The organism is Pseudoxanthomonas sp. 97-1-1, assembly GCF_057773125.1.
The window spans coordinates 327,345-350,456 of record NZ_JBYMTJ010000001.1 but is presented as its reverse complement, the minus strand read 5'-3'; the positions used below and the strand labels follow the sequence as shown (position 1 = coordinate 350,456).

Here is a 23,112-nt window from a genome sequence, read left to right as displayed (position 1 = left end):
AGCCGACGGCCACCCGATTCTAGACAGCGCCCGCGACAGGCTTGTTGTGCGATGCAGCGAAGGTCATGCATGTCACTTTCGGCAGGCGTTCGGGGCGGAATCCGCGGCTGGCGGCCTGCATCGCGCCGGTGATGTTGCCGATGCCCGCCAGCGTCTCCACCGGCTGGCCCAGCGCTTGCCAGGCGGCCAGCAACGCGGGCAGCGGGTCGTCATCGTCGATGGGCAACGACGCCATCGACTTGGACAGCTTCTGTCCCTGCGCATCGACGATCAGCGGCAGGTGCAGGTAGCGCGGCGTGGGCAGACCCAGCGCGCGCTGCAACAGGATCTGGCGCGGGGTGGAGTCCAGCAGGTCCGCCCCGCGCACGATGTCGGTGATGCCCTGGTCGGCGTCGTCCACGACCACGGCCAACTGGTAGGCCCAGAAGCCATCGGCGCGGCGCAGGACGACATCGCCGACCTCGCGATCGACCGCCTGCTGTACCGTGCCCTGCAAGCCGTCTTCGAACGCGACATGGGCGCCATCGGGCACCCGCAACCTCACGGCCGGCATGCGATGGGCGTCGTTCGCCACGCAGGCGCGATGGATGCCACCCGCGTCGGCCAGCGCGCTCCGGCTGCAGCGGCATTCGAAGGCCAGGCCCTCTGCGACCAGGCGCGACAGGGCCTGGGCATACAGGTCGTGACGCGTGCTTTGCCAGACCACGGGCGCATCGGATGCCATGCCGAACGCGGCCAGCGTGTCCAGTTGCGCCTGCGCGGCACCGGCCACTTCACGCGGCGGATCGAGGTCTTCCACGCGTACCAGCCACTCGCCGCCATGGTGGCGGGCCAGTAGCCAGCTGCCCAGCGCAGCCACCAGCGAACCGAAGTGGAGGCGGCCGGTGGGCGAAGGCGCGAAGCGCCCGCGGTACACGGGGGAGGGATCGGTCGTGGTCATTCGTCGGAAGAGGGAGGAAAACTGAACCGCACAGTCAGCCAGCCGCTTGAATTCGCGGGGCGGCAGCCACAATTCTGCGACGTTAGCGTCTGTCTGTGCACGTCCCCCGGAGATACAAACCTTGTTCACGCGTGTTGCATTGTTCCTGGCCACCAACCTGGCCGTGCTGGTGCTGGCGGGCTTCGTGATGTCCCTGCTGGGCGTCAATCCCAACCAGATGGGCGGCCTGCTGGTGATGGCGGCCGTGTTCGGCTTCGGTGGTTCGCTGATCTCGCTGCTCACCTCGAAGTGGATGGCCAAGCGCGCGACCGGCGCACAGGTGATCGAACAGCCGCGCAATGACCTGGAGCGCTGGCTGGTGGCCACCGTGAAGCGCCAGGCGCAGGCCGCCGGCATCGGGATGCCGGAAGTCGCGGTCTATGACGCACCGGAAATCAACGCCTTCGCCACCGGTGCCAACCGCAACAATGCGCTGGTGGCGGTGTCCACGGGCCTGCTGCGTTCGATGAATCAGGACGAAGCCGAAGCGGTGCTGGGCCACGAGATCTCCCACGTCGCCAACGGCGACATGGTGACCATGGCGTTGCTGCAGGGCGTGTTGAACACCTTCGTCATCGTGCTGGCCCGCGTGGTGGGCGGCATCGTCGATGGCTTCCTGTCGGGCAACCGCGAGGGCGGTGGACGCGGCTTCGGCTATTACATCATCGTGATGGTGCTGGAAGTGGTGTTCGGCCTGTTCGCGACGATGATCGCAATGTGGTTCTCGCGCCGCCGCGAATTCCGTGCGGACCATGGCGGCGCCACGCTGGCCGGCCGCCAGAAAATGATCGCTGCGCTGGAGCGCCTGGGCCGGCAGCACAGTCCGAGCACGCTGCCGGCGCAGGTGGAGGCTTTCGGCATCGCCGGTGGCATCGGCCAGGGCATGAAGAAGCTGTTCCTCAGCCACCCGCCGCTGGAGCAGCGCATCGCCGCCCTGCGCGCGCAGCAGGGCACGATGGCCTGAGCGACCAGGCAGTGAACCTTGAACAAAAAAACCGCCTTCTGGCGGGTTTTTTGTTTGCTTCTTCCTGCACGGTAGGGAGAGCAACTGACTTGATTCAGGCGCAGCAGGAGGAGGAAGTTGTCCGTGGACATCCAGTATTCGATCAGCCTGCGGTCGCTGCGCTTCGGAAGGATCGGCGCCAAGAGCGCCCCTCATCCGCCCTTCGGGCACCTTCTCCCCGCAGGCGGGGAGAAGGATACAAGCGCGTCGTTTTCTTCAAGGCACGAGCACGGCGAGGCAGTCCCCCTCTCCCCACTTGCGGGGAGAGGGATGAGCCATGTCAGCTGAAGTCGTAATTCATCGCCGGACCGGGAGCTGCGAGGAAGTTGCCTTCCACGTAGTCCAGGCTGGCGGTGAACAGGAAGGCCATGGTGGCGGCGTCCTGCACGTGTTCCGCCACCGTCAGGATGCCCAGCGCCTGTGCGCGCTCGGCGATCTCGCGGATCTTCTGCTGGTGCTCGGTGTTCTTGCCCAGGTCTTCGCTGAAGACGCGGTCGATCTTGAGGAAGGTCGGCTGGAAGTGCGACAGCAACTGGAACGAATCCAGGCCCGCGCCGAAATGTTCCAGGCCCACCTGGCAACCCAGCTTGGCCGCCGCCGACTGGAACGCCTGCGCCTGGCGGAGGTGGGTGAAGACCTTGGCCTCGGGCGTCTGCAGCCACAGCCGGCTGCCGGGCACGTCATGTGCGGCCAGTTCCCGGGCGATGAGGTCGAGCAGGCGGTTGTCGGCAAATGAGGCCGGGCTGACCTTCACCACCAGGCGGGTGTCGTGGCCGGCACGCTTGCGCTCGGCCAGCACCTCGATGGCACGGTTCACCACCCAGCGGTCGATGGCATCGAGCAGGCCGTTGTCCTCGGCGATCCCGATGAAGGATTGCGGGAGCACCGTTTCGCCATTGGACTCCAGGCGCAGCAGCGCCTCGTAGACTTCGCCGGGTTCGCCCTGCAGGCTCACCACCGGTTGGAAGTGCAGGCGGAAACTGCCGTCCTGCAGGGCTTCCTGCAGGCGCTTGATCCAGTTCTGCACGCGCTCTTCCTCGGCACGGTCCACGGCGCCGGGGTCGAAGATCTCGAAACGGTTGCCGCCCAGGTTGGTGGCGGTCTGCAGGCAGTCGGTGGCGCGCGTGAGCACCTGGCCGATGCTGGCGATCTTCTCGCCGATCTGCACGCCGCCGATGCTGGCGGTGACCGAGGCAGAACGCTCGCCCACGTTGAACACGTGCGAGGCGTACGAAGCGCGCAGCTTGTCGGCCAGCGCGGCGGAGTGGGCGTGGTTGCCCCGCAGCAGCACGGCGAAGGTGCGCTCGCCGAAGCGTGCGGCGGTGCACTGGTCGTCGAGCTTTTCCGCCAGGCGCGCCGCGAGCGCGGCCGCAAGGTCGTCGGCCGAATCGATGCCGATGTCCTGCAGCAGGCGCTGGTAGTGGTCCGGTTCGACCAGCAGCAGCGCGTACTGGTCTTCGCCGCGGGCCACCTGGGCCACGGCATTCTCCAGCTCGCGCAGGAAGGTGGGACGGTTCATCAGTCCGGTGACCATGTCGCGCTGGCGCAGGTCTTCGACTTCGCGCGCCAGTTCCGGGTCGAACTCCTCGCGGCGGCGGAACACCACCTGCACGCAGGGCTCGCTCTCGTAGGTGGCGGTGGCGAACTCCAGCGTGGCCGGGAAACTGTCGCCATCGATGCTGCGCGCCTCCAGTTCGAAGCGGGCCGGCGGCGGCTCGCCCTTGCTGAGTTTCTTCAGCAGGGCCTTGAAGTCGTTGACGTACTGCGGGGCCACCAGGTCCAGCAGCGACAGGCCTTCGACATCCTCGAAGGACTCGAAGCCGAACATTTCCAGATAGGCGTCGTTGGCCCGGATGTGCATCCCTTCGTGGATGTAGGCGATCGGGTCGCGCGAGGACGAGATCAGTGCGTCGCAGCGGCGCTCGGTCTCGCGCATCTGGCCTTCGAGCCGGCGCTGCGAACGGCGTGCGTCCAGGTCGGCCCATTCGCGGCGCAGCACGGTCAGCACGTGTTCCGGGCGCCCGCGCAGCGCGATCGCGCGCGCGCCGGCGGCCTGGTCGGCCAGCAACTCGGCTTCGCTGATCGCGTCGGCCAGCACGATGACCGGGATGTCCTTGCCGCTGGCATCCACCTGGCCCAGTACGGTGGCCAGCGGGATGCCCTTGGCCGTGCGCGAGGCCAGCAGCAGGTCCATGGGCTGTGCCGTCACCATCTGGCCCAGTTCCGCTGCGTCGAGCGGTCGCAGGGGGCGCACGGCGATGCCGCCGTTGCGCAGCGTGGAGACGATGGCTTCCGCGTCCTCCGCGCTGTCGTCCACCAGGGTCAGTCGTAGCGTGGTGTCTTTGCCGATCTGCATGCAGCGTGTCCGCGAGGGGTGCGCGTTTAATACCTGAACGCGGCAGGTGAGTCCAATGCAGGCGTCGCAGATGCGGACATGGCCTGCCGTCGGTGGGTCACAGCGGGCGCTTGCCGGTATCGCCGGCGACTTCCCGTACCAGCCTCGGCACCAGGTACCCGGACAGCCGGGCGGCCAGTGCCGCATGCAGCGCCTTTGCCCGCGCGTCGTCGACCTCGAAATGCGCCGCGCCGGCCACCCGGTCCAGCTGGTGCAGGTAGTAGGGCAGCACGCCCGCCGCGAAGCCGCGCTCGCTGAGGTCCGCCAACGCCTCGACATCGTCATTCACGCCACGCAGCAAAACCGCCTGGTTCAGCAGGTGCACACCGGCGCCGCGCAGGCGCCCGAGTGCTGCGTCGACGCTGTCGTCGAACTCGTTGGCATGGTTGGCATGGACGACCAGGGTCACTGGCCACGGCAGGCCGGCCAGCCAGGCCAGCAGGCCATCGTCGATGCGTTCGGGCAGCACCACCGGCAGACGGCTGTGGATGCGCAGGCGGCGCAGGTGGGGAATCTCCGCCAGCGCGTCGGTGAGCTCGGCCAGCTTGGCGTTCGACAGCGACAATGGGTCGCCGCCGGACAGCAGTACTTCTTCCACGCCCGTGTCGGCGCGGATCAGCGCCACGGCTTCCCGCCATCCTTCGCGTGCCGCGGTCTCGTCCGAATAGGGGAAGTGGCGGCGGAAGCAGTACCGGCAATTGATCGCACAACTGCCGGTCGCCACGAGCAGCGCCCTGCCGCGGTATTTCTGGATCACGCCGGTCCCCGTTCTGGCCGCGCCATCGCCCACGGCATCCAGGCCATAGCCGGTGGCCGGACGCATTTCGTCGTCCAGCGGCAATACCTGGCGCAACAGCGGGTCGTGCGGATCGCCATGGCGCATGCGGGCCACGAAACCGCGCGGCACGCGCAGCGGGAACTGCGCGGCCGCGTCGTCCGAGACGCGGCCGGCCAGCGCGTCCAACCCCAGCGACGACAGCAGCTCGCGCGGGTCGCGCACGGCATCGCGCCAGGCCTGTTGCCAGCGGGGCGCGGGCCTCGGGACGGGCTGTCGGGGTTCGGGGGCTGCGGTTATCATGTCGGGCCAGAAAACAAGCACCCGCCGGGTCCGGCGGGTCTCCCATTCTATCCGGCCGGCCGCCCTGCGCGGCGGGTACGCCTTACCCCAGGAGCACATGCATGGCCAGTTATGGCATGAACGACGTCAAGAACGGGATGAAGATCCTGATCAACAACGAACCGGCGATCATCAACGACACGGAATACGTCAAGCCGGGCAAGGGCCAGGCGTTCACCCGCGTGAAGTACCGCCTGATCAAGAGCGGCCGCGTGCAGGAAATCACCATGAAGAGCACCGACTCGGTGGAAGCGGCCGACGTGGTGGATACCGACATGCAGTACCTGTACTCCGACGGCGAATACTGGCACTTCATGCAGCAGGAAACCTTCGAGCAGGTGCAGGCCGACAAGGCCGGCATGGGCGGCGCCGAAAAGTGGCTGAAGGGTGAGGAAGACTGCGTGGTGACCCTGTGGAACGGCAACCCGATCCAGGTGACCCCGCCGAATTTCGTCGAACTGCAGATCACCGAGACCGACCCGGGCGTGAAGGGCGATACCGCCGGTACGGGCGGCAAGCCGGCCACGCTGGAAACCGGTGCCGTCGTGCGCGTGCCGCTGTTCGTCGGACAGGAAGAGATCATCAAGGTCGATACCCGTACCGGTGAATACGTCAGCCGCGTGAAGTGATGGAACAGCTGGCGCTTTACCTGGGCGTCTGGGCCGTCGGCGTGCTGATCGCCGCGCTGGGCGTGATGCTCTGCTGGAACGTGACCCTGCCGCGGCTGTTCCCCAGCGTGCCGCGGCTGAACTACGGGCGCGCGTTGGCGCTGATGCTGCTGTGCTGGCTGCTGTTCGGCGCCGGCGCCATCGGCCTGACCTACACGCTGGGATTCTGAGCCGAGGCCCCATGAGCGACCGCACCCCCGAAGCCTGCGACCTGTTGATCGAAGCCGGCTTCGTGGTGCCGGTCGTCCCGCACGGGGTCGTGCTGGAAGACCACGCGGTCGCCGTCACCGCCGGCCGCATCGTCGCGATCCTCCCGCTCGCCGAAGCGCACACCCGCTTCGCGCCGCGCGAGACGGTAGCGCGACCTGATGCCGCGTTGATCCCGGGCATGGTCAATGCGCACACCCACAACCCGATGACGCTGTTGCGCGGCGTCGCCGACGACCTGCCGCTGAAGGTCTGGCTGCAGCAGCACATCTGGCCCATCGAGGGTGCAGTGATCGGCCCGGATTTCGTTGCCGACGGCATCACCCTGGCGATCGCCGAGATGCTCCGCGGCGGCACGACCTGCGTCAACGAGAACTACTTCTTCCCCGATGTCCAGGCCGCGACGTACAAGCGCCATGGCTTCCGCGCCCGCGTCGGCTTGCCGGTGATCGATTTCCCTACGGCATGGGCGGCATCCGACGACGAGTACTTCGAGAAGGCCGGCGAAGTGCACGACCAGTGGCGGGACGATGCGTTGATCGCGACCGCGTTCGCCCCGCATGCGCCGTACACCGTGAACGACGCCAACTTCGAGCGCGTGCGGATGCTGTCCGACCAGCTCGACGTGCCCGTGCACCTGCACCTGCACGAGACCGCACAGGAAGTGGAGCAGTCGCTGGAGAAGCACGGACAGCGCCCGATCGCGCGGCTGGACCGGCTGGGGCTGGTCAACGATCGTCTGATCGCCATCCACATGACCCAGCTCACCGAGGCGGAGATCCACCTCTGTGCCGAGCGTGGCGTCAGTGTCGTGCACTGCCCGGAATCCAATCTCAAGCTCGCCTCCGGTTTCTGTCCGGCCTGCGCCCTGGAGCGTGCAGGCGTGACTTTGGCGGTCGGCACCGACGGCTGTGCGAGCAACAACGATCTGGACATGTTCAGTGAGACCCGCACGGCAGCGCTGCTGGCCAAGGCGGTGGCGCAGGATGCCGCGGCACTGGACGCGTTCAGTGCATTGCGCGCGGCCACGCTGGGCGGCGCGAAGGCGATCGGGTTCGACGACCGCATCGGCTCGATCGAACCGGGCAAGGAGGCCGACTTGGTCTGCGTGGATCTGTCCGCGCTGGAGACGCAGCCGCTGCACCACGTGGTGTCGCAGCTGATCTACGCCACCGGCCGCCAGCAGGTCAGCGATGTGTGGATCGCCGGCAAGGCGAAGCTGCGGCAGCGTGTGCTGGTCGAGATGGACATCGACGGCGTCATCGCCAATGCGCGCCAGTGGCGCGAAAGGATTGCGGGTATCCGGCTGTCTTGACAGCGTCATCCCAGCGAACGCTGGGATCCATGTGGACGTTGTGTTTGCTGTTCCCGAGGCTGCTCCAAGCAAGAGCGAGCTGGGTCCCGGCGTTCGCTCTGACGACGGAATTGGCGCCTCGCGGGGTCAGCCCGCTCTACAATGGCGGCATGACAACCACGACTTCGCCACTCGACGACAATTTCAGCCAGGCCGAACTCGACAAGTTCGGCGCGCTGGCCAACCGCTGGTGGGACCCCGATGGTCCGCAGAAGGCGCTGCACGCGTTGAACCCGGTCCGCCTGCAGTACGTGCGTGACCGTGCGCGTCTGCCGGGCGCCACCGCACTGGATGTCGGCTGTGGCGGGGGATTGCTGAGCGAAGCGCTGGCGCGCGAGGGCGCGCATGTCACCGCGATCGACCTGGCACCCGAGCTGGTGAAGGTGGGGCGCCTGCACAAGCTGGAATCGGGCGTGCAGGTGGACTATCAGCTGCGTTCCGTCGAATCGCTGGCCGAAGAGCGTCCCGGCAGTTTCGACGTGGTCACCTGCATGGAAATGCTGGAGCACGTGCCGGATCCGGCTTCCATCATCCGCGCCTGCCACACGCTGCTGAAGCCCGGCGGACACCTGTTCCTGTCCACGCTGAACCGCACGCCGGCCGCCTTCGCACTGGCGATCGTCGGCGCCGAGTACATCGCACGGCTGCTGCCGAAGGGCACGCATCACTACAAGGAATTCATCCGCCCGGCAGAACTGGCACGCTGGTTGCGCGATGCGGGCTTCCAACTGCAGGACGTCACCGGCCTGGCCTATGAACCATGGCGGCAGCGTGCACGGCTGACCTCGCGCACCGACGTGAACTACCTCGCCAGTGCGGTGAAGCCGTGACGGCGCGGGGATTCCCGCGCGCCGCGCTGTTCGACCTGGACGGCACGCTGCTGGACAGCGCGCCGGACATGCTGGCCACCGCGAACCGGATGCGCGCATCGCGCGGTGTCGATGCGATGACACTGGATACCCTGCGGCCGCACGTATCCAAGGGTGCGCGCGCGATGTTGGCCGCTGCCTTCCCCGCGATGGAGCAGAGTCCGCGCGAGGCGCTGGTGCCTGAATTCCTGGCGATCTACCAGGAAGAGCTCGGTCGCCACAGTCTCCTCTTTGATGGTGTCGCCGACATGCTTGGAGCGCTGGAGCAGGCCGGCAGCGTGTGGGGCATCGTGACCAACAAACCCGAGTACCTGGCCCGCGACATCCTGCCGCAGCTGGGCTGGGAGACGCGGTGTGCCGTGCTGATCGGAGGCGACACGCTGGCGGAAAAGAAGCCGCATCCCCTGCCTTTGCAGGTAGCCGCCGAGCGCATCGGCATCGCGATCGCCGACTGCGTTTACGTGGGCGACGACGAGCGCGACATCCAGGCCTCGCGTGCGGCGGGCATGCCGTCGATCGCGGCGCTGTGGGGCTATCGCCAGGCGCACGAGGTGCCGGCGGCGTGGGGGGCGGATGTGATGCTGGAACAGCCGGCGGACCTCCTCAAGCCGGCCGCATGGCCCTTCTTCCATCGCCTGGCGGGAGCGACGTAAGTCGCGAGCGGCCGATGATGGCGTTCATCCGGGCGCGGTTGCCTGGCCTTTCCCTGCAACTTCATCGCGACTGACGTCGCTCCCACACCGTATCCGCGATGTCCGACTCCGCCGCCCTCGACAGCTTCCTTGAAAAATGGCGCACGCGTTGGCCCGAGTGGTCGGTGGGCGAGATCTTCGTGGCGCCCGCCCGCCGCGAGACGGCGGTGGCGTGGTTCGCGCTGCTGCAGGAATTCGACGATGCACTCAATGTCAGCGGCGATCCGCTGCCAGCAGACGCGAAGCTGGCATGGTGGGGCGAAGAACTGCGCGGCTGGAGCGGACAACGTTCGCGGCATCCGCTGGGGCGCAGGCTGGAGCCTGTACGGGCCGCATGGTCTTCATTGGCCGAGGCCTTGCCCGCGCTGGCGGCGGCACGTGGGGCGCAGGCTGGGAGCGAAGAGGCATTCGCGGCGCTGGCAGGTTACGGCGCGGCCGTGGCGGCGGTGGAAGCCGACGTGCTGGGGCGTGCGCCGGACGTGCAAGCGGTCGTTGCGCAGGTGCTGGCCATGAGCCTGGCCGATGGGGGCGTCGCGGCCGTGCCGATGGCGTTCCGGCGGGAAGAAGACACCGCTGCCGTGCGAGGGTGGGCCGCGGACGTCCTGCGACGTTGGCAGGGCGGGCGGGCGGGTGCCCGCGAGCGCCGCGTTTTCGCTGCGTATGCGCGGGGCAGGTTGGAACGTCTGTCCCGACTGGGCGCGCCCGCCCCGTTGCCTTCGCGCCCCGTGCTCCTGCTCACCGGCTGGCGTGCGGCACGCGGCGATTGAAGGCATCGCATATCGTGGCGATAGACGCAGGAAACGGTCGTAACGGACTGTTTCATCTGGGGATTCAGGGCAGGGGGTACAATGCGCGGCATCCAGTCCCCCCGTGCATGACGATGTCTTCCTCGCTTCCCCAGGCGCCCCGCGCCGACCTTCCCGATGTCGCTCACCAGCGCGTGCCCCTGGCCCGCCCGCTGGACTGGGTGGGCATGGAGAACATCGCATTGCCGGTCCGCATCGCGGACGGTCAGGGTGGGCAGCTGCAGGTGGCCGCCAGCATCGACCTGTCGGTGAACCTGGCCAACGCGGATGCGCGCGGTATCCACATGTCGCGCCTCTACCTGCAACTGCAGGACGGACTGGCGCGTGAAGCGATCACGCCTGCGGGCCTGCGGCATCTGCTGCAGGACAGCGTGGCGTCGCAGGCCGGCCTGGCAACCAGCGCCCGCCTGAAGATCCGTTACGAAGCACTGCTGCAGCGGAAGGCGCTGGAAAGCGACTATGCCGGCTGGAAGCGCTACCCGGTCGAAATCGAAGCCACGCTGGCCGACGGCCATCTGGTGCTGGGGTTGTCGTTTGCCGTCGAGTATTCCAGCACCTGCCCGGCTTCGGCGGCGCTGTCGCGGCAGGCCAACGCGGAGCGTTTCGCGGGAGATTTCGCCGCTGCGCATCCATTGTCGGTCAATGTGGTGCACGACTGGCTGGCCTCCGAGCGCGGCCTGGCCGCCACGCCGCACGCGCAGCGCAGCCGGGCCAGCATGCGGGTGGAATTGCGCCCGCAGTTCGACGAGCTGCCCCTTGTCGCCCTGATCGACGCCATCGAAGCCGCGCTCGGCACCCCGGTGCAGACCGCAGTCAAGCGCGTGGATGAGCAGGCCTTTGCACGCCTCAATGCCGAGAACCTCATGTTCTGCGAAGACGCCGCGCGTCGCGTGGCGTCGGTGCTGTCGGGTGACGCCCGCATTGCCCGTTACGATGCCACCGTGGCGCACTACGAGAGTCTGCACCCGCACGACGCGGTGGCCCGCGTGAGCGGCAGCAACGACTGAGGCCGCCAGTCGGCAAGGCCGGCGCCACTTCACATTTATGGCCTGATCCGCGCTAAGCTCGGTCGCTGACCGCTCGGCGGAATGGATATGGGGAATCCACGGCGCCTGGCCAGAGACTGGTTGCTCTGGTTCTGCCTGATCGGGTGGGCGATGCCCGCCACCGCGCAAACGCTTTCGCTGGCCCGGCTCGACGCCGATCCGCCGGCGCGCGATGTCGTGTCCGGCAAAGTGGATGCGCAGTTTGCCGCCGCCGCCCGCGATGGCGTGATCTTCGAATCCCAGACGTCGCCCCGTTGGTGGCGCGTCGTCAGCCCCGTGGACGTGGATGCAGGCCTGCAACCGCACCTGGTGGTGCGCGCGCCGTACCAGAATCGGATGGAACTCTGGACCAGTGAAGGCCCGCCTGTCGTGCGCGCGTTGTTCGGCGCAGACGCCGACCTCGCGTTCTCGGCGCGTGCGCTGGCGTTCCCGTTGCCGGAAGGTGTCCGGGCCGGCCAGCCCCTCTACCTGCGGGTGATCTCGGTGGGGGGCACGCCGATGCCGCTGTCGATCCAGCCCTTGCGTGATGTCCATCGACAGGACCTGGAACACGTGGCATGGCGGGCGATGGTGCTGGGTGCGATGTGCGTACTCTCGGTGCTGGCGTTGGGGTTCTGCATCGGGCTGGGGGAGCGCAGCTACGGATTCCTGGCGCTGACCCTGCTTTCGCAGGCATTGTTCCTCGCGCTTGCGGGCGGCGAACTGCGCAGCATCGAGGTCTTCGGCCATGCGTTGGGTGCGGACCCGCGGATGTCCCGTATAGCCGGCATGCTGTCGGTGATCGCCAGCAATACCTTCCTCGCCTTCTATCTGGATCTGGCGCATTGGAGCCCCGTTCTCGCGCGCGTGCTGCGCGCGTGCAACGTGCTGCTGGGCGGCCTGATGCTCGCTTCCCTGGCGAGTACCAGCCTGCTGGTTCCCCGCGCGGGCAATCTCATATTGCTGGTGGCGACAGCCTGCGTACTGCTGGCCTGCGTCCGGGGTGCGTTGCGCAACGAGCGCCCGGCGTTCTTCCTGCTGCTGTCATGGCTCCCGATGATCTCGCTTACCGCCGCGCGCGTGGGCGAACTGCTCGGCTGGTGGGTGGGGCCCGCCTGGCTGATACATGCGTTCCCGCTCGGCTTCGCGCTGGCCGGTCTGGTACTGACGGTCGGCCTGGCCGACAAGATGCAGCAGTTGCGCCGCGACCGCGACCGCGCCAGTCGCATCGCCGCCGTCGACATGCTGACGGGCGTGCTGTCGCGCACCGCGATCATCGAGCAACTGCAGCGCGAAGTAGAGCTCGCACACGTGCGTGGCACGCCGCTGTCGGTGGTGTTCTTCGATATCGACCACTTCAAGCGGATCAACGACGAGCACGGCCATCCGGTGGGCGACCAGAGCCTGCGGCTCGTGGCTACCCGTACCCGCGGGAAGCTGCGCAAGCATGATTTCCTCGGGCGCTACGGCGGCGATGAAATGCTGGTGATCCTGCCCGGCACCGCACTTGATGACGCGCTGACCGTGGCCGAACACCTGCGCGAAGCAGTGAACAACCGGCCGTTGACCATCGACGGTCGCGTGATCGATACCAGCCTCAGCCTGGGCGTGGCGCAGTTGGGCGTTGGCGAAACCTTTGAACGCCTGCTGGAGCGCGTGGACACGGCGCTGTACTCCAGCAAGTCCGCAGGCCGTGATCGCGTGACAGGCGACCTTTCCCCGCAACCCGGAGATGCTTGAGTGAACCAGGAAGCCGCCACCGTACGTTTTCCCGTGGAGCAACTGCAGATCGGCGATCTGCTGCTGATGCTGGGCAAGAGCCAGTTGTCCAAGCTGATCGCGTGGTTCGGGGACAGTCCGTACAGCCATGTGTCGCTGGTATCGGACAACGGCCTGCTGATCGAGGGCATCCGTCCGGCAGTCCAGGAAAGTCCATTGGCCGCCCGGTTGTCGCCCGGGGGGCCGGTGGTCTTCGTCGACGCCTATCGGTCCTTGGCCGCCGACAGGACGCCGTTGGGCGTGGATGATCGCGCGACGGTGCTCCGCCACGCGCGCTCGTTGATTGGCACGACGTTCGCGCAGGACGACCTGGTGACGATCGGTTTGCTGGTTGCGCTGCGAGGCAAGCCGCGGCACCTGCCGGTCTGGTTGCGCTGGCTCATCCGGGAGGCCACCGAGCATGCGATCCGCGCCGATTCCGGCAGGATGTTGTGCAGCGAGTTCGCGTATCGGGCCTTTGCCGACTGCGATGCGCTGCCGGCGGGCCGCCTCGCACGCCCCATCGTACCTGGCGAGCCCAGCGACCTGCCGTTCCCCGATGTCGACTATGGAAAACTGCAGGAAGAAGTACGGGAAATGCTCAAGCCCAAGCACAAGACGCTGGAGCAGAATGCAGTTGGCGCCGAGACTGTCGTCGGGGCGTTGCCGGTCTGGGATACGGTCGATGCATTGGAACTGGACGATCCGGCGTTGGATGCATCCATCTCCGCCCTGCGTTCGCAACTGGGCTTGACCCATGCCGGCGCGGACACGTTCAAGGCGTCTGACGTGCTGCTTGAGGCCGCCTGGCCCGATGTCGGCCGGCCGAATCCCAAGCTGGTCCGCCCGCGTGACCTGGCGGACAGTCCCGCCAGTCGTTTCCTCGGTCGACTCTAGCCGCCTCGCTCGAGGACGAGCAGGGGATCGATGCGGATGTCGAACCGCGCCCCCTGAAACAGAGGGCGACCGCCGGTCGTGGCGCGTCGCAACGCGCCCGGGTGGTGAACACTCGCGCTTACTTTCCGCGCTCGAGGACGAGCAGGGGATCGATGCGGATGTCGAACCGCGCCCCCTGAAACAGAAGGCGACCGCCGGTCGTGACGCGTCGCAACGCGCCCGGGTGGTGAACGTTGGCGTTTACTTTCCGCGTTCGAGGACGAGCAGGGGATCGATGCGGATGTCGAACCGCGCCCCCTGAAACAGAGGGCGACCGCCGGTCGTGGCGCGTCGCAACGCGCCCGGGTGGTGAACGTTGGCGTCTACTTTCCGCGCCCGAGGACGAGCAGGGGATCGATGCGGATGTCGAACTGCGCCCCCTGAAACTGAAAGCGACCGCCGGTCGTGGCGCGTCGCAACGCGCCCGGGTGGTGAACGTTGGCGTCTACTTTCCGCGCTCGAGGACGAGCAGGGGATCGATGCGGATGTCGAACCAGTTCATCCCCCAATGCAGATGCGGCCCCGTCGCGCGCCCGGTCGCACCGACGGCACCGATCACCTGGCCCGGTTCCACACGATCCCCCACCTTCACGTCGATGCGCGACAGATGCAGGAAGTTGGAGCTGATGCCATGGCCATGGTCCAGCAACAGCGTGCCGCCGGTCAGGTAGAGGTCGGGGGCGGCGAAGGTCACCACGCCACCGGCGGGCGCCTTCACGGGCGTGCCGTTGGGGGCGGCGATATCCATGCCGGAGTGTCCCGCGCCGGGTTGGCCGTTGTAGACGCGGGCATTGCCGAAACGACCGCTGATGCGGCCCTGCACCGGCCACTGGAAGGGCAGGGCGAAGTCGGCGCGCTCGTCGTCGCGTGCGCGCGCCGCGGTGACCAGTGCCTGTTCGCGCTGGATGCGTGCGGCGATCTCCGGCGGGGGATTGACCGTCTTGGGCGGCACGCCGTTGACGTTCTCCACCGGCCAGTCACGCCGGGTCACGGTGATGTCGACCGATTCGCTGCGGCCGGAGGGCGTGGTGACCGAGACCTGCAGCGGGCCGGTTTCATCGCGGCCCACGCCAAGCACCACGGTGCCATAGCCCGTCGTGCGCAGCAGACGGTCGCGATACCGCACCTGGCTGCCCGGCGGAACTTTGCCGAACACCAGGGAACCCTGCGACACGCTGGCCGGGAACACCACACGCTCTTCCTGCGACACGGGAGCGGCGGGCGCTGCATCCTGCGCTGCGACCAGGGGAATCCAGCCGGCGCAGACAGCGGCGAGCAGCGCCGCGACCGCCAGCTTCAACGCGCGAACTCGAGGCGCTGGCCTACGGGTGTGCCCACCAGGTGTTCGCCGTTCCAGACCATGCGGCCATTGACCCACGTGGCGCCGACGCGGGAACGGAACGTGCGGCCTTCGAACGGCGACCAGCCGACCTTGGACAATACGTCCTCGCGCTTCACGGTGAACGGCTCGTCATCGATCAGCACGAGGTCGGCGAAGTAACCCTCGCGCAGATAGCCGCGCTCCTTGACGTCGAACAATTGCGCGGGCGCATGCGCGAACTTCTGCACCACGCGTGCGACATCCATGCGGCCTTCGTGCACCAGTTCCAGCGCGGCGACCAGCGCGTACTGCACCAGCGGCAGGCCGGACGGTGCCTGCGCGTACGGCTTTTCCTTTTCTTCCAGCGTGTGCGGCGCGTGGTCGGTGGCCAGCACGTCGATCACATCGTCCACCAGTGCCTTGATCAGCGCCTCGCGGTCGCTGGCGTTCTTGATGGCGGGATTGCACTTGATCAGGTTGCCCAGCGCCGCATAGTCGGCGCGGTCGAAGCGCAGGAAATGGATGCAGGTTTCGGCGGTGATGCGCTTGCGCGCGCCGTCCGCATGCACCAGCGGGCCGGGCGTGAACAACGCCAGTTCGTCGGCGGTGGAGATGTGCAGCACGTGCAGGCGGGTGCCGTGCTTGCGTGCCAGCGACATCGCCAGGCGGGTCGACTTGATGCAGGCCTCGCGGCTGCGGATGTCCGGGTGGTGCTCGGCCGACAGGGCATCGCCGTACCTGGCCTGGAACGCGGCCAGGTTGGCATCGATGGTCGGCGTGTCCTCGCAGTGGGTGATGATCGGCGTGGGCGCCTCGCGGAAGATCGCGTCCAGTGTGTCCGGGTTGTCGACCAGCATGTTGCCCGTGGAGGCGCCCATGAACACCTTGATGCCGGGCGCGGTCTTCGGGTCCAGGGTGCGGATCGCGTCCAGATTGTCGTTGCTGGCACCCATGTAGAAGCCGTAATTGCCCCAGGCGCGGCCCTTGGCGCGCTGGTACTTGTCCTCCAGCGCCGCGGCGTCCAGCGTCGGCGGGCTGGTGTTGGGCATGTCCATGAACGTGGTCAGGCCTCCCGCCACGGCCGCTGCCGATTCGGTGGCCATGTCGCCCTTGTGCGGCATGCCGGGTTCGCGGAAATGCACCTGGTCGTCGATCATCCCCGGCAACAGCCAGCGGCCGGCGGCATCGATGACGGTATCGCCGCCCTGGGGCACGATCTCGGCGGCGATGCGGGCGATGCGGCCATTCTCGAAGCGCAGGTCACCCTCGGTGACGCGGCCTTCGTTGACCAGGCGGGCGTTGACGATGACGGTGGCGGGCATCAGTGGTTTCCTGTGCAGGAGTGGGGGAGGTCGGCGCCGTCCCGGGCAGGGACCGGGTCATAGCCACCGGGGTGGAGGGGGTGGCAGCGGCCGATCCGGCGCACCGCCAGCCAGCCGCCCTTCAGCGGACCGAAGCGACCGATGGCCTCCATGGCGTACTCCGAACAGGAGGGCACGAAGCGGCAGCGAGGCCCCAGCAGCGGACTGATGAAGCGCTTGTAGCCCTTCAGCAGCAGGATGAGCAGGCGGGCGAGCATGGCCCGATGATACCGCGTCGGGTTGCCGCTGCCTCCCGGGTAGGCTATAAAAGCGCGCTTTCCCGATGCTCGGGAAGAACAAGGAAGCGCTGTTCGTGGCTGCAAAGAAACCTGCGAAGAAGGCCGCCAAGGCCGCCAAGAAACCCGCTCAGACCGTCGCCAAGAAGCCTGTCGTGAAGAAGGCTGTCGCCAAGAAACCGGCCCCCAAGCCGGTGGCCAAGAAGGCGGCGCCGAAGCCTGCTGCCAAGAAGCCAGTCGCCAAGAAAGTGGCGCCGGCGAAGAAACCGGCCGCCAAGCCGGTGGCCAAGAAGGCGGCACCGGTCAAGAAAGCGGTTGCCAAGGCAACCAAGCCCGCAGTTGCCAGGAAGCCTGCGCCCGCACCGGTCACCAAGGCGCCCGTCGCCAAGGCGGCTCCAGTGAAGGCGCCGGCCAAGGCCGCGAAGCCCGCTCCCAAACCCGCACCGAAGCCCGCACCGAAGCCGGCTCCGGCAAAGTCCGCCCCCACCGCGGCTGCGACCAAGACTCCCGTGCCGGTTCCCGCCCCCAAGGCGGCTGCCCCGGCCCCGGCGCCCGCCGCCAAGGTTCCGTCCCCCCCGAAGCCTGTGCCAGTCCCGAAACCGACTACCAAGAACGCCAAAGCCTCTACCTCCGTCGCAGCCCCCGTGAGTCCCCGTCCCGCCGCCACCCGTCCCGTGGGCAAGGTTGCGGTGGCCGTGGCTGCCCGGCCTGCGGCGCCGGTCGTGCGCGGCAAGGTGAAAGAAGTGCCCTACAAGACCGATGAAGCCACCGGTCGCCCGATCGTGCCGACCGGCTACAAGCCCTCGCCTGACGAGGAGTACATGAGCACGCTGCAGTTGGAGTACTTCCGCCAACGTCTTCTGCAGTGGCGTGCCGACCTGGTCGAGGAATCCAAGCAGACCATCGAGAACCTCAAGGATGAAGTCCGCGACATCGGCGATGAGGCCGAGCGCGCGACCCGCGAGACCGAAAACTCGCTGGAACTGCGTACCCGTGACCGCTACCGCAAGCTGATCGGCAAGATCGACAGCACGCTCAAGCGGCTCGAGGGTGGCGACTACGGCTACTGCGTCGATACCGGCGAAGAAATCGGCCTGGATCGCCTGGAAGCTCGTCTGACCGCCGAGCGCACCATCGATGCCCAGGAACGCTGGGAACACATGCAGAAGCAGCAGGGCGACTGAGCCCGGCTTCGTCCGCATACTGAAAACCCCGCTTCGGCGGGGTTTTTTGTGGCCGGCGGAAACGCTACCGGCTACTGCAGGTCGCGCAGGTCCAGCCGCCGCAGCCGCGGCGCCTTCCACGCGGTGAACCCGGCGACGGACAGGATCGCGAAACCGCCCACGATCACGGCAGGTACCAGCCCCAGCAATCTTGCCATCGTGCCGGCGTAGAACGCGCCCAGTTCATTCGACGAACTGACGAAGATGCCATTGATCGACGACACCCGCCCGCGCATCTCGTCCGGCGTGGACAGTTGCAGGATGGTCGAGCGGACCACCACGGAAACGCCGTCGCACATGCCGTAGAACAGCAGGATCCCCGCCGACAGCCAGAAGCTGCGCGACAGGCCGAAGGCGATGACGCTCAGGCCGAAGCCAGCCACCGCGAACAGCAGCACCCGCCCCGCGTGCTTCTGCAGCGGATGGCGCGCCAGCCACAGGCCGACACAGACCGAGCCCGCCGCCGGCATCGCGCGCAGGATGCCCAGGCCCTCGGGTCCGTAGTGGAGGATGTCGTGGATGAAAGCCGGCAGCATGGCCACCACGCCACCCAGCAGCACTGAAAACATGTCCAGCGCCATGGCCCCCAGCATGATCTGGTTGCCCAGTACGAAGCGCCCGCCCTGCGCGATGCTGGCGAACACGGGCAGGCTGACCGCCGGCGGCCCCGGTTCTTCCACACGCAACCGCGCGAGCACCGTGGCCGCCATCAGCGCGAACACCACCGCCATCGCATACGACAGCGTCTTGCCACCAAAACCGACCAGCAGCCCGCCCAGCGCGGGGCCGGTGACCAGCGCGGCCTGGAAGATCACGCTGCCCAAACCTGCGGCACGCACGAAGTCCTCGCGCGGCAGCACTTTGGCGAACAGGGCGTTGTAGACCGGACTGAGGAACGAACGCGCCATGCCGGTCAGCGCGATGGCCGCGTAGATGGGCCACGTCCCCTGGAAGGGCAGCCAACCCGCAGAGACTGCCACCAGGATCACCGCCGTGGTCGCCAGTGCGCCGCAAGCGACCATGCCGATCCGTCGTCGTGGCAGGTGGTCGACCAGATAACCGGCGAACGGCGCCACGCAGAAGAACGGCAGGACTTCGGCCAGCCCGACCAGGCCCAGCGAGAATGGATCGCGGGTCAGTTCGTAGATATGCCAGCCGACCGTGACCGCAACGATCTGGTACGACAACAATGCGCAGATGCGGTAGGCCAGTACCGCGGAGTAGCCGCGGTTGCGCAGCAGCGAAAAGGCGGAGCGGGACCCGGCTTCGCTCACTTTGCGTTGGCGGCCGTCTCGCGGATGAAGGCCAGCAACGACGCCAGGCCGTTGCTGCGCGTGGGCGAGAGATGCTTGGCCAGGCCGATGTCGGCGATGTAATCGGGCGTGGCGGCCAGGATTTCGTCGGCCGACCGCCCCGAATAAACGCGCAAGGCCAGGAAGATCAGTCCGGACACGATGGCCGAATCACTGACGGCATGGAAATCGAGCTTCGCCGCGTCGCCCTCGGGCACGATCCACACCATCGACTGGCAGCCGAGCAGGCGGTGTTCCTCCCGTTTCCACTCATCCGGGAACGCAGGCAGCTTGCGGCCCAGGTCGATCAGGTACTGGTAGCGTTCGGACCAGTCGCCGAAGAAGGCGAATTCGTCCTTGATGGCGGCTTGTGCCTCGGCGGCGGTGGGTTCGAGGGGGAAGATCGTGTTGGTCATGGAGATGGGGGAGCCTGGTTCAGAAGCCCCTCTCCCATCGGGAGAAGGGTTGGGGTGAGGGTGCGGCGGCGTCCGTTAGGTGCCGGCGTCCTGACGTCGCCGGACCCTCATCCGGCGCTTCGCGCCACCTTCTCCCGTCGGGAGAAGGGAACAGCAGTTCACGCCCGCTTCCAGCGCACGCCCTGCGGCGTGTCTTCCAGCAGGATGCCTTCCGCCGCCAGCTGGTCGCGGATGGCATCGGAGCGGGCGAAGTCGCGGGACTTCTTGGCGGCCGCGCGCTCGTCGATCAGCGCCTGGATGCGCGCATCGTCATCGGAGGATGTGCCGCGGCCGAACCATTCGGCGGGGTCCTGCTGGAGCAGGCCAAGCACGAGGCCGGCGCCGAGCAGCTCGCCTTTCAGACGCTGCCGACCCTCTGGCGTCGTCGCCTTGCGTGCATCTGCGGCGATGCGGGCGACTTCGGCCAGTGCTTGCGGCGTGTTCAGATCATCGCTGAGCGCCTCCTCGATGACCTGCGGCGTGAGCGGCACGACCTCGATGTCGCCCAGGTCGCGCAGCGTGCCGTACAGCCGGTCCAGCGTGTTCTTCGACTGCTCCACGAGTGCGTCCGACCAGTCCAGCGGTTGCCGGTAGTGCGCGGAAAGCAGCGCGTAGCGCAGCGCTTCCGGCGGATGCTGCTGCAACAGGTCGTGCACCTTCTCGATGTTGCCCAGCGACTTGCTCATCTTGGCGCCGCCGAAGTTGAGCATGCCGTTGTGCAGCCAGAAACGCGCGAACGTCTTGTGCGAACCGTCGGCGTGCTTGTGCGCGCACTCGCTCTGGGCCACTTCGTTCTCGTGGTGCGGGAACTGCAGGTCCACCCCGCCGGCATGGATGTCGATGGTCTCGCCCAAGTGGGCGGCAGCCATCGCCGAGCACTCGATATGCCAGCCGGGGCGACCGATACCCCACGGCGATTCCCAGCCCGGCAGATCCGGGGTGGACGGTTTCCACAGCACGAAATCACCGGGGTCGCGCTTGTACGGCGCCACTTCCACGCGCGCGCCAGCCAGCATCTCTTCCGGATCGCGCCGCGAAAGCTTGCCGTACTCCGGGAAGCTGCCGACCGAGAACAGCACGTGGCCTTCCGCAGCGTAGGCATGGCCACCCGCGATCAGCTGTTCGATCATCGCGATGATGTGCGGGATGTGCGCCGTGGCGGCCGGTTCGATGTCCGGGCTGAATTCACCCGTCACGCCCAGGCCCGCCATGTCCTGGCGGTAGGCATCGGCGTAGCGGTCGGTAATGGCCGAGATCGCCACGCCGAGTTCCTTCGCCGCCGCATTGATCTTGTCGTCCACGTCGGTGATGTTGCGCGCGTAGCGCAGCGCGCCATAGCGCCGGCGCAGCAGCGCGGCCAGCACACCGAACACGACCGGCCCGCGGGCGTTGCCGATATGGACGTAGTTGTAGACGGTGGGTCCGCACACGTACATCGTGGGGACGGGGCCGAGAGGTTCGAATTCCTCGACCCGGCGGGTGAGGTTGTTGTGCAGGCGCAGGGTCATGGAAGCGGGGCAGGGGAGAGCAGGTCGATTCTACCTTCTGTGCCGGGATGGGGGGTCGGTGAGGCTGCTTGGCGCCGATGTTCAGCCCCACTCAAGGCGCGGTCCCTAAACTGTGACACCGGGATACCACTTTCAGGCCACATGCACCGCCTCCGCTCCGCCCTTTTCCTGTCCTGCCTGCTGTTCGCCATGTCCGCCATGGCGCAGGAGCGGGTGATCCCGGCGGAGAACGTTCGCCTGGACTATGCGCAGGTATTGAGCGTGGAGCCGGTGTACCAGACCCTGCGGGCCAGCCGCACCGAGCAGCGGTGTGACGAAGTGCCGGCGCCGAAGCCCGAGCAACCGGTCGAGGAAGACAGTCGTTGGTCCAGGGTGGTCAGCTCCGTGCGCGGGTGGTTCGGCAGTGACGAGGCCGCGGAGCCGCCGGTGGCGCCGCCGGTCCCGACGGTGAAGGTCAACTGCCGCATGGTGCCCGTCGAGCGCGAGTTCCAGCGGCCCATCGCCTACGATGTGGACTACATCTACAAGGGCGTGAAGTACCGTTCGCGTCTGGCCGAGGATCCTGGCAATCGCCTGCGCATCCGCGTTTCCGTGGCGCCTTACACGTCACCGCTGCAGTCATCGGCCAGCACGCCCTGATCCTGCGCCCGCCGAAAGAAGTCTTGCGCCGCGCCGCAGCACATGCGAGCATTCGCGCCCATGAAGATGAACGCACACGCCCATGCTGACAGCGCGGCCCGCCAGGCCTCGAGCATGACGTCGCGTGCGCGTCGACCGGAATCCTGCATCTAGCTGGGTCCCCCGGACGTTTTCGCCTGTTCACCGGAACCCAGCCAGAGGCTGGGTTTTTTCGTTTCTGAAACCCGTTTTGCCACATTCCCGAAACCAGGATGCCGTAATGAAGCACTTCTTGAACACGCAGGACTGGAGTCGCACCGAGCTGGACGCACTGCTGACGCAGGCCGCGCTGTACAAGCAGCACAAGCTGGGCGACGCGCTGAAGGGCAAGTCGATCGCGCTGGTGTTCTTCAATCCGTCCATGCGTACCCGCACCAGCTTCGAGCTGGGCGCGTTCCAGCTGGGCGGCCATGCCGTGGTGCTGCAGCCGGGCAAGGACGCATGGCCCATCGAGTTCAACCTGGGCACGGTGATGGACGGCGACACCGAGGAACACATCGCCGAGGTGGCCAAGGTGCTGGGCCGCTACGTCGACCTGATCGGCGTGCGCGCGTTCCCGAAGTTCGTCGACTGGGCCTACGACCGCGAGGACATCGTGCTGAAGTCCTTCGCCAAGTATTCGCCGGTGCCGGTGATCAACATGGAGACGATCACCCATCCCTGCCAGGAGCTGGCCCATGCGCTGGCGCTGCAGGAACACTTCGGCACCTCCGACCTGCGCGGCAAGAAGTACGTGCTCACCTGGACCTACCACCCCAAGCCGCTGAACACCGCGGTGGCCAACTCGGCGCTGACCATCGCCACGCGCCTGGGCATGGACGTGACCCTGCTGTGCCCGACGCCGGACTACGTGCTGGACGAGCGCTACATGGGCTGGGCCGAGCAGAACGTGGCCGAAAGCGGCGGCTCGCTGCGAGTCAGCCATGACATCGACAGTGCCTACCGGGGCGCCGACGTGGTCTACGCCAAGAGCTGGGGCGCGCTGCCGTTCTTCGGCAACTGGGAGCCCGAAAAGCCGATCCGCGACCAGTACAAGCACTTCATGGTGGACGAGCGGAAGATGGCGCTGACCAACAACGGCGTCTTCAGTCACTGCCTGCCGTTGCGCCGTAACGTGAAGGCCACCGACGGCGTGATGGACTCGCCGCAGTGCATCGCCATCAATGAGGCCGAAAACCGCCTGCATGTGCAGAAGGCCATCATGGCCGCGTTGATCAAATAGGGCCGGC

22 protein-coding genes are annotated in these 23,112 nt (G+C 67.3%); 13 read left to right on the top strand and 9 right to left on the bottom strand.

The window, feature by feature from the left end; all coding sequences use genetic code 11:
* Positions 1-19 precede the first annotated feature (19 nt).
* Entirely contained in the window at positions 20-940 is a 921-nt protein-coding gene (gluQRS, locus tag AC3DET_RS01600; RefSeq protein WP_337730046.1) for a tRNA glutamyl-Q(34) synthetase GluQRS, read from the bottom strand.
* Between the two features lie 121 nt (positions 941-1,061).
* Between gluQRS and htpX the strand changes: the two genes are divergently transcribed.
* Positions 1,062-1,943: a protease HtpX gene (gene htpX, locus AC3DET_RS01595; protein WP_192200895.1), complete on the top strand. Its 882-nt coding sequence runs from the start codon at positions 1,062-1,064 to the stop codon at positions 1,941-1,943.
* Positions 1,944-2,262: 319 nt separating this feature from the next.
* On the opposite strand, the gene AC3DET_RS01590 is transcribed toward htpX, so the two are convergent.
* Together AC3DET_RS01590 and epmB are read right to left on the bottom strand one after the other, a co-directional pair.
* On the bottom strand, positions 2,263-4,338 hold the full coding sequence (locus AC3DET_RS01590) for an EAL domain-containing protein (RefSeq protein WP_337730044.1): 2,076 nt from the start codon (positions 4,336-4,338) through the stop codon (positions 2,263-2,265).
* 97 nt (positions 4,339-4,435) lie between these two features.
* Entirely contained in the window at positions 4,436-5,455 is a 1,020-nt protein-coding gene (epmB, locus tag AC3DET_RS01585) for an EF-P beta-lysylation protein EpmB (protein ID WP_488390515.1), read from the bottom strand.
* A 101-nt stretch (positions 5,456-5,556) separates the two neighbouring features.
* Here epmB and efp point away from each other — a divergent pair, with 101 nt between their 5' ends.
* The 9 genes from efp to AC3DET_RS01540 all read left to right on the top strand — a co-directional run bounded on the left by efp (position 5,557) and on the right by AC3DET_RS01540 (position 13,770).
* The gene (gene efp, locus AC3DET_RS01580; protein ID WP_192200898.1) at positions 5,557-6,123 is read left to right on the top strand and encodes an elongation factor P; all 567 of its coding nucleotides are present in this window, start codon (positions 5,557-5,559) and stop codon (positions 6,121-6,123) included.
* A complete protein-coding gene (locus tag AC3DET_RS01575; RefSeq protein WP_142125174.1) occupies positions 6,123-6,332 on the top strand; it encodes a hypothetical protein in 210 nt (69 codons plus the stop codon). Before efp ends, AC3DET_RS01575 begins: the two co-directional genes overlap by 1 nt.
* Positions 6,333-6,343: 11 nt before the next feature.
* A complete protein-coding gene (locus AC3DET_RS01570) occupies positions 6,344-7,684 on the top strand; it encodes a TRZ/ATZ family hydrolase (RefSeq protein WP_488390514.1) in 1,341 nt (446 codons plus the stop codon).
* A 149-nt stretch (positions 7,685-7,833) separates the two neighbouring features.
* On the top strand, positions 7,834-8,553 hold the full coding sequence (gene ubiG, locus AC3DET_RS01565) for a bifunctional 2-polyprenyl-6-hydroxyphenol methylase/3-demethylubiquinol 3-O-methyltransferase UbiG (protein ID WP_488390513.1): 720 nt from the start codon (positions 7,834-7,836) through the stop codon (positions 8,551-8,553).
* Positions 8,484-9,245, top strand: coding sequence for a phosphoglycolate phosphatase (locus AC3DET_RS01560; protein WP_488390512.1), 762 nt, complete (start codon positions 8,484-8,486; stop codon positions 9,243-9,245). Before ubiG ends, AC3DET_RS01560 begins: the two co-directional genes overlap by 70 nt.
* Before the next feature lie 98 nt (positions 9,246-9,343).
* Positions 9,344-10,051 (top strand): phytoene/squalene synthase family protein, encoded by a 708-nt coding sequence (locus tag AC3DET_RS01555; protein ID WP_488390511.1) that lies wholly within the window; start codon positions 9,344-9,346, stop codon positions 10,049-10,051.
* Positions 10,052-10,164: 113 nt separating this feature from the next.
* Complete coding sequence (gene folE2, locus AC3DET_RS01550; RefSeq protein WP_488391152.1) at positions 10,165-11,097, top strand: GTP cyclohydrolase FolE2; 933 nt, start codon at positions 10,165-10,167, stop codon at positions 11,095-11,097.
* 87 nt (positions 11,098-11,184) lie between these two features.
* Entirely contained in the window at positions 11,185-12,855 is a 1,671-nt protein-coding gene (locus AC3DET_RS01545; protein WP_488390510.1) for a sensor domain-containing diguanylate cyclase, read from the top strand.
* Positions 12,856-13,770 carry a hypothetical protein gene (locus tag AC3DET_RS01540; protein ID WP_488390509.1) on the top strand — a complete coding sequence of 305 codons (915 nt, stop codon included), beginning with the start codon at positions 12,856-12,858 and terminating at the stop codon, positions 13,768-13,770.
* A 484-nt stretch (positions 13,771-14,254) separates the two neighbouring features.
* Here the strand turns inward: AC3DET_RS01540 and AC3DET_RS01535 are convergent, their stop codons facing one another.
* Genes AC3DET_RS01535 through yidD form a run of 3 tightly spaced genes read right to left on the bottom strand, consistent with a single transcriptional unit; the run spans position 14,255 to position 16,709 of the window.
* Positions 14,255-15,061: a M23 family metallopeptidase gene (locus AC3DET_RS01535; RefSeq protein ID WP_446537985.1), complete on the bottom strand. Its 807-nt coding sequence runs from the start codon at positions 15,059-15,061 to the stop codon at positions 14,255-14,257.
* A 44-nt stretch (positions 15,062-15,105) separates the two neighbouring features.
* Positions 15,106-16,452 carry a dihydroorotase gene (locus AC3DET_RS01530; protein WP_488390508.1) on the bottom strand — a complete coding sequence of 449 codons (1,347 nt, stop codon included), beginning with the start codon at positions 16,450-16,452 and terminating at the stop codon, positions 15,106-15,108.
* Positions 16,452-16,709 (bottom strand): membrane protein insertion efficiency factor YidD, encoded by a 258-nt coding sequence (yidD, locus tag AC3DET_RS01525; protein ID WP_192200907.1) that lies wholly within the window; start codon positions 16,707-16,709, stop codon positions 16,452-16,454. The genes AC3DET_RS01530 and yidD overlap by 1 nt, the downstream gene beginning before the upstream one ends.
* A 95-nt stretch (positions 16,710-16,804) precedes the next feature.
* Between yidD and dksA the strand changes: the two genes are divergently transcribed.
* Positions 16,805-17,911 (top strand): RNA polymerase-binding protein DksA, encoded by a 1,107-nt coding sequence (gene dksA / locus AC3DET_RS01520; RefSeq protein WP_488391151.1) that lies wholly within the window; start codon positions 16,805-16,807, stop codon positions 17,909-17,911.
* A 71-nt stretch (positions 17,912-17,982) separates the two neighbouring features.
* Here the strand turns inward: dksA and AC3DET_RS01515 are convergent, their stop codons facing one another.
* The 3 genes from AC3DET_RS01515 to cysS form a co-directional block, all read right to left on the bottom strand.
* Positions 17,983-19,224 (bottom strand): MFS transporter, encoded by a 1,242-nt coding sequence (locus AC3DET_RS01515; RefSeq protein ID WP_488390507.1) that lies wholly within the window; start codon positions 19,222-19,224, stop codon positions 17,983-17,985.
* Positions 19,221-19,658, bottom strand: a complete 438-nt coding sequence (locus tag AC3DET_RS01510) for a SufE family protein (RefSeq protein ID WP_192200909.1) — start codon at positions 19,656-19,658, stop codon at positions 19,221-19,223. The genes AC3DET_RS01515 and AC3DET_RS01510 overlap by 4 nt, the downstream gene beginning before the upstream one ends.
* A gap of 158 nt (positions 19,659-19,816) precedes the next feature.
* Positions 19,817-21,205 carry a cysteine--tRNA ligase gene (gene cysS, locus AC3DET_RS01505; RefSeq protein ID WP_488390506.1) on the bottom strand — a complete coding sequence of 463 codons (1,389 nt, stop codon included), beginning with the start codon at positions 21,203-21,205 and terminating at the stop codon, positions 19,817-19,819.
* Between the two features lie 141 nt (positions 21,206-21,346).
* Here cysS and AC3DET_RS01500 point away from each other — a divergent pair, with 141 nt between their 5' ends.
* Together AC3DET_RS01500 and AC3DET_RS01495 are read left to right on the top strand one after the other, a co-directional pair.
* Complete coding sequence (locus tag AC3DET_RS01500) at positions 21,347-21,844, top strand: hypothetical protein (protein ID WP_488390505.1); 498 nt, start codon at positions 21,347-21,349, stop codon at positions 21,842-21,844.
* Between the two features lie 259 nt (positions 21,845-22,103).
* Positions 22,104-23,105: an N-acetylornithine carbamoyltransferase gene (locus tag AC3DET_RS01495; RefSeq protein ID WP_488390504.1), complete on the top strand. Its 1,002-nt coding sequence runs from the start codon at positions 22,104-22,106 to the stop codon at positions 23,103-23,105.
* The last annotated feature ends 7 nt before the right edge of the window (positions 23,106-23,112 follow it).

Bases quoted from the DNA above. Each gene is read 5' to 3' on its own strand.
- gluQRS (WP_337730046.1), bottom strand. From the start codon at position 940: ATGACCACGACCGATCCCTCCCCCGTGTACCGCGGGCGCTTCGCGCCT.
- AC3DET_RS01590 (WP_337730044.1), bottom strand. From the start codon at position 4,338: ATGCAGATCGGCAAAGACACCACGCTACGACTGACCCTGGTGGACGAC.
- epmB (WP_488390515.1), bottom strand. From the start codon at position 5,455: ATGATAACCGCAGCCCCCGAACCCCGACAGCCCGTCCCGAGGCCCGCG.
- efp (WP_192200898.1), top strand. From the start codon at position 5,557: ATGGCCAGTTATGGCATGAACGACGTCAAGAACGGGATGAAGATCCTG.
- AC3DET_RS01575 (WP_142125174.1), top strand. From the start codon at position 6,123: ATGGAACAGCTGGCGCTTTACCTGGGCGTCTGGGCCGTCGGCGTGCTG.
- AC3DET_RS01570 (WP_488390514.1), top strand. From the start codon at position 6,344: ATGAGCGACCGCACCCCCGAAGCCTGCGACCTGTTGATCGAAGCCGGC.
- ubiG (WP_488390513.1), top strand. From the start codon at position 7,834: ATGACAACCACGACTTCGCCACTCGACGACAATTTCAGCCAGGCCGAA.
- AC3DET_RS01560 (WP_488390512.1), top strand. From the start codon at position 8,484: ATGGCGGCAGCGTGCACGGCTGACCTCGCGCACCGACGTGAACTACCT.
- AC3DET_RS01555 (WP_488390511.1), top strand. From the start codon at position 9,344: ATGTCCGACTCCGCCGCCCTCGACAGCTTCCTTGAAAAATGGCGCACG.
- folE2 (WP_488391152.1), top strand. From the start codon at position 10,165: ATGTCTTCCTCGCTTCCCCAGGCGCCCCGCGCCGACCTTCCCGATGTC.
- AC3DET_RS01545 (WP_488390510.1), top strand. From the start codon at position 11,185: ATGGGGAATCCACGGCGCCTGGCCAGAGACTGGTTGCTCTGGTTCTGC.
- AC3DET_RS01530 (WP_488390508.1), bottom strand. From the start codon at position 16,452: ATGCCCGCCACCGTCATCGTCAACGCCCGCCTGGTCAACGAAGGCCGC.
- yidD (WP_192200907.1), bottom strand. From the start codon at position 16,709: ATGCTCGCCCGCCTGCTCATCCTGCTGCTGAAGGGCTACAAGCGCTTC.
- AC3DET_RS01510 (WP_192200909.1), bottom strand. From the start codon at position 19,658: ATGACCAACACGATCTTCCCCCTCGAACCCACCGCCGCCGAGGCACAA.
- cysS (WP_488390506.1), bottom strand. From the start codon at position 21,205: ATGACCCTGCGCCTGCACAACAACCTCACCCGCCGGGTCGAGGAATTC.
- AC3DET_RS01500 (WP_488390505.1), top strand. From the start codon at position 21,347: ATGCACCGCCTCCGCTCCGCCCTTTTCCTGTCCTGCCTGCTGTTCGCC.
- AC3DET_RS01495 (WP_488390504.1), top strand. From the start codon at position 22,104: ATGAAGCACTTCTTGAACACGCAGGACTGGAGTCGCACCGAGCTGGAC.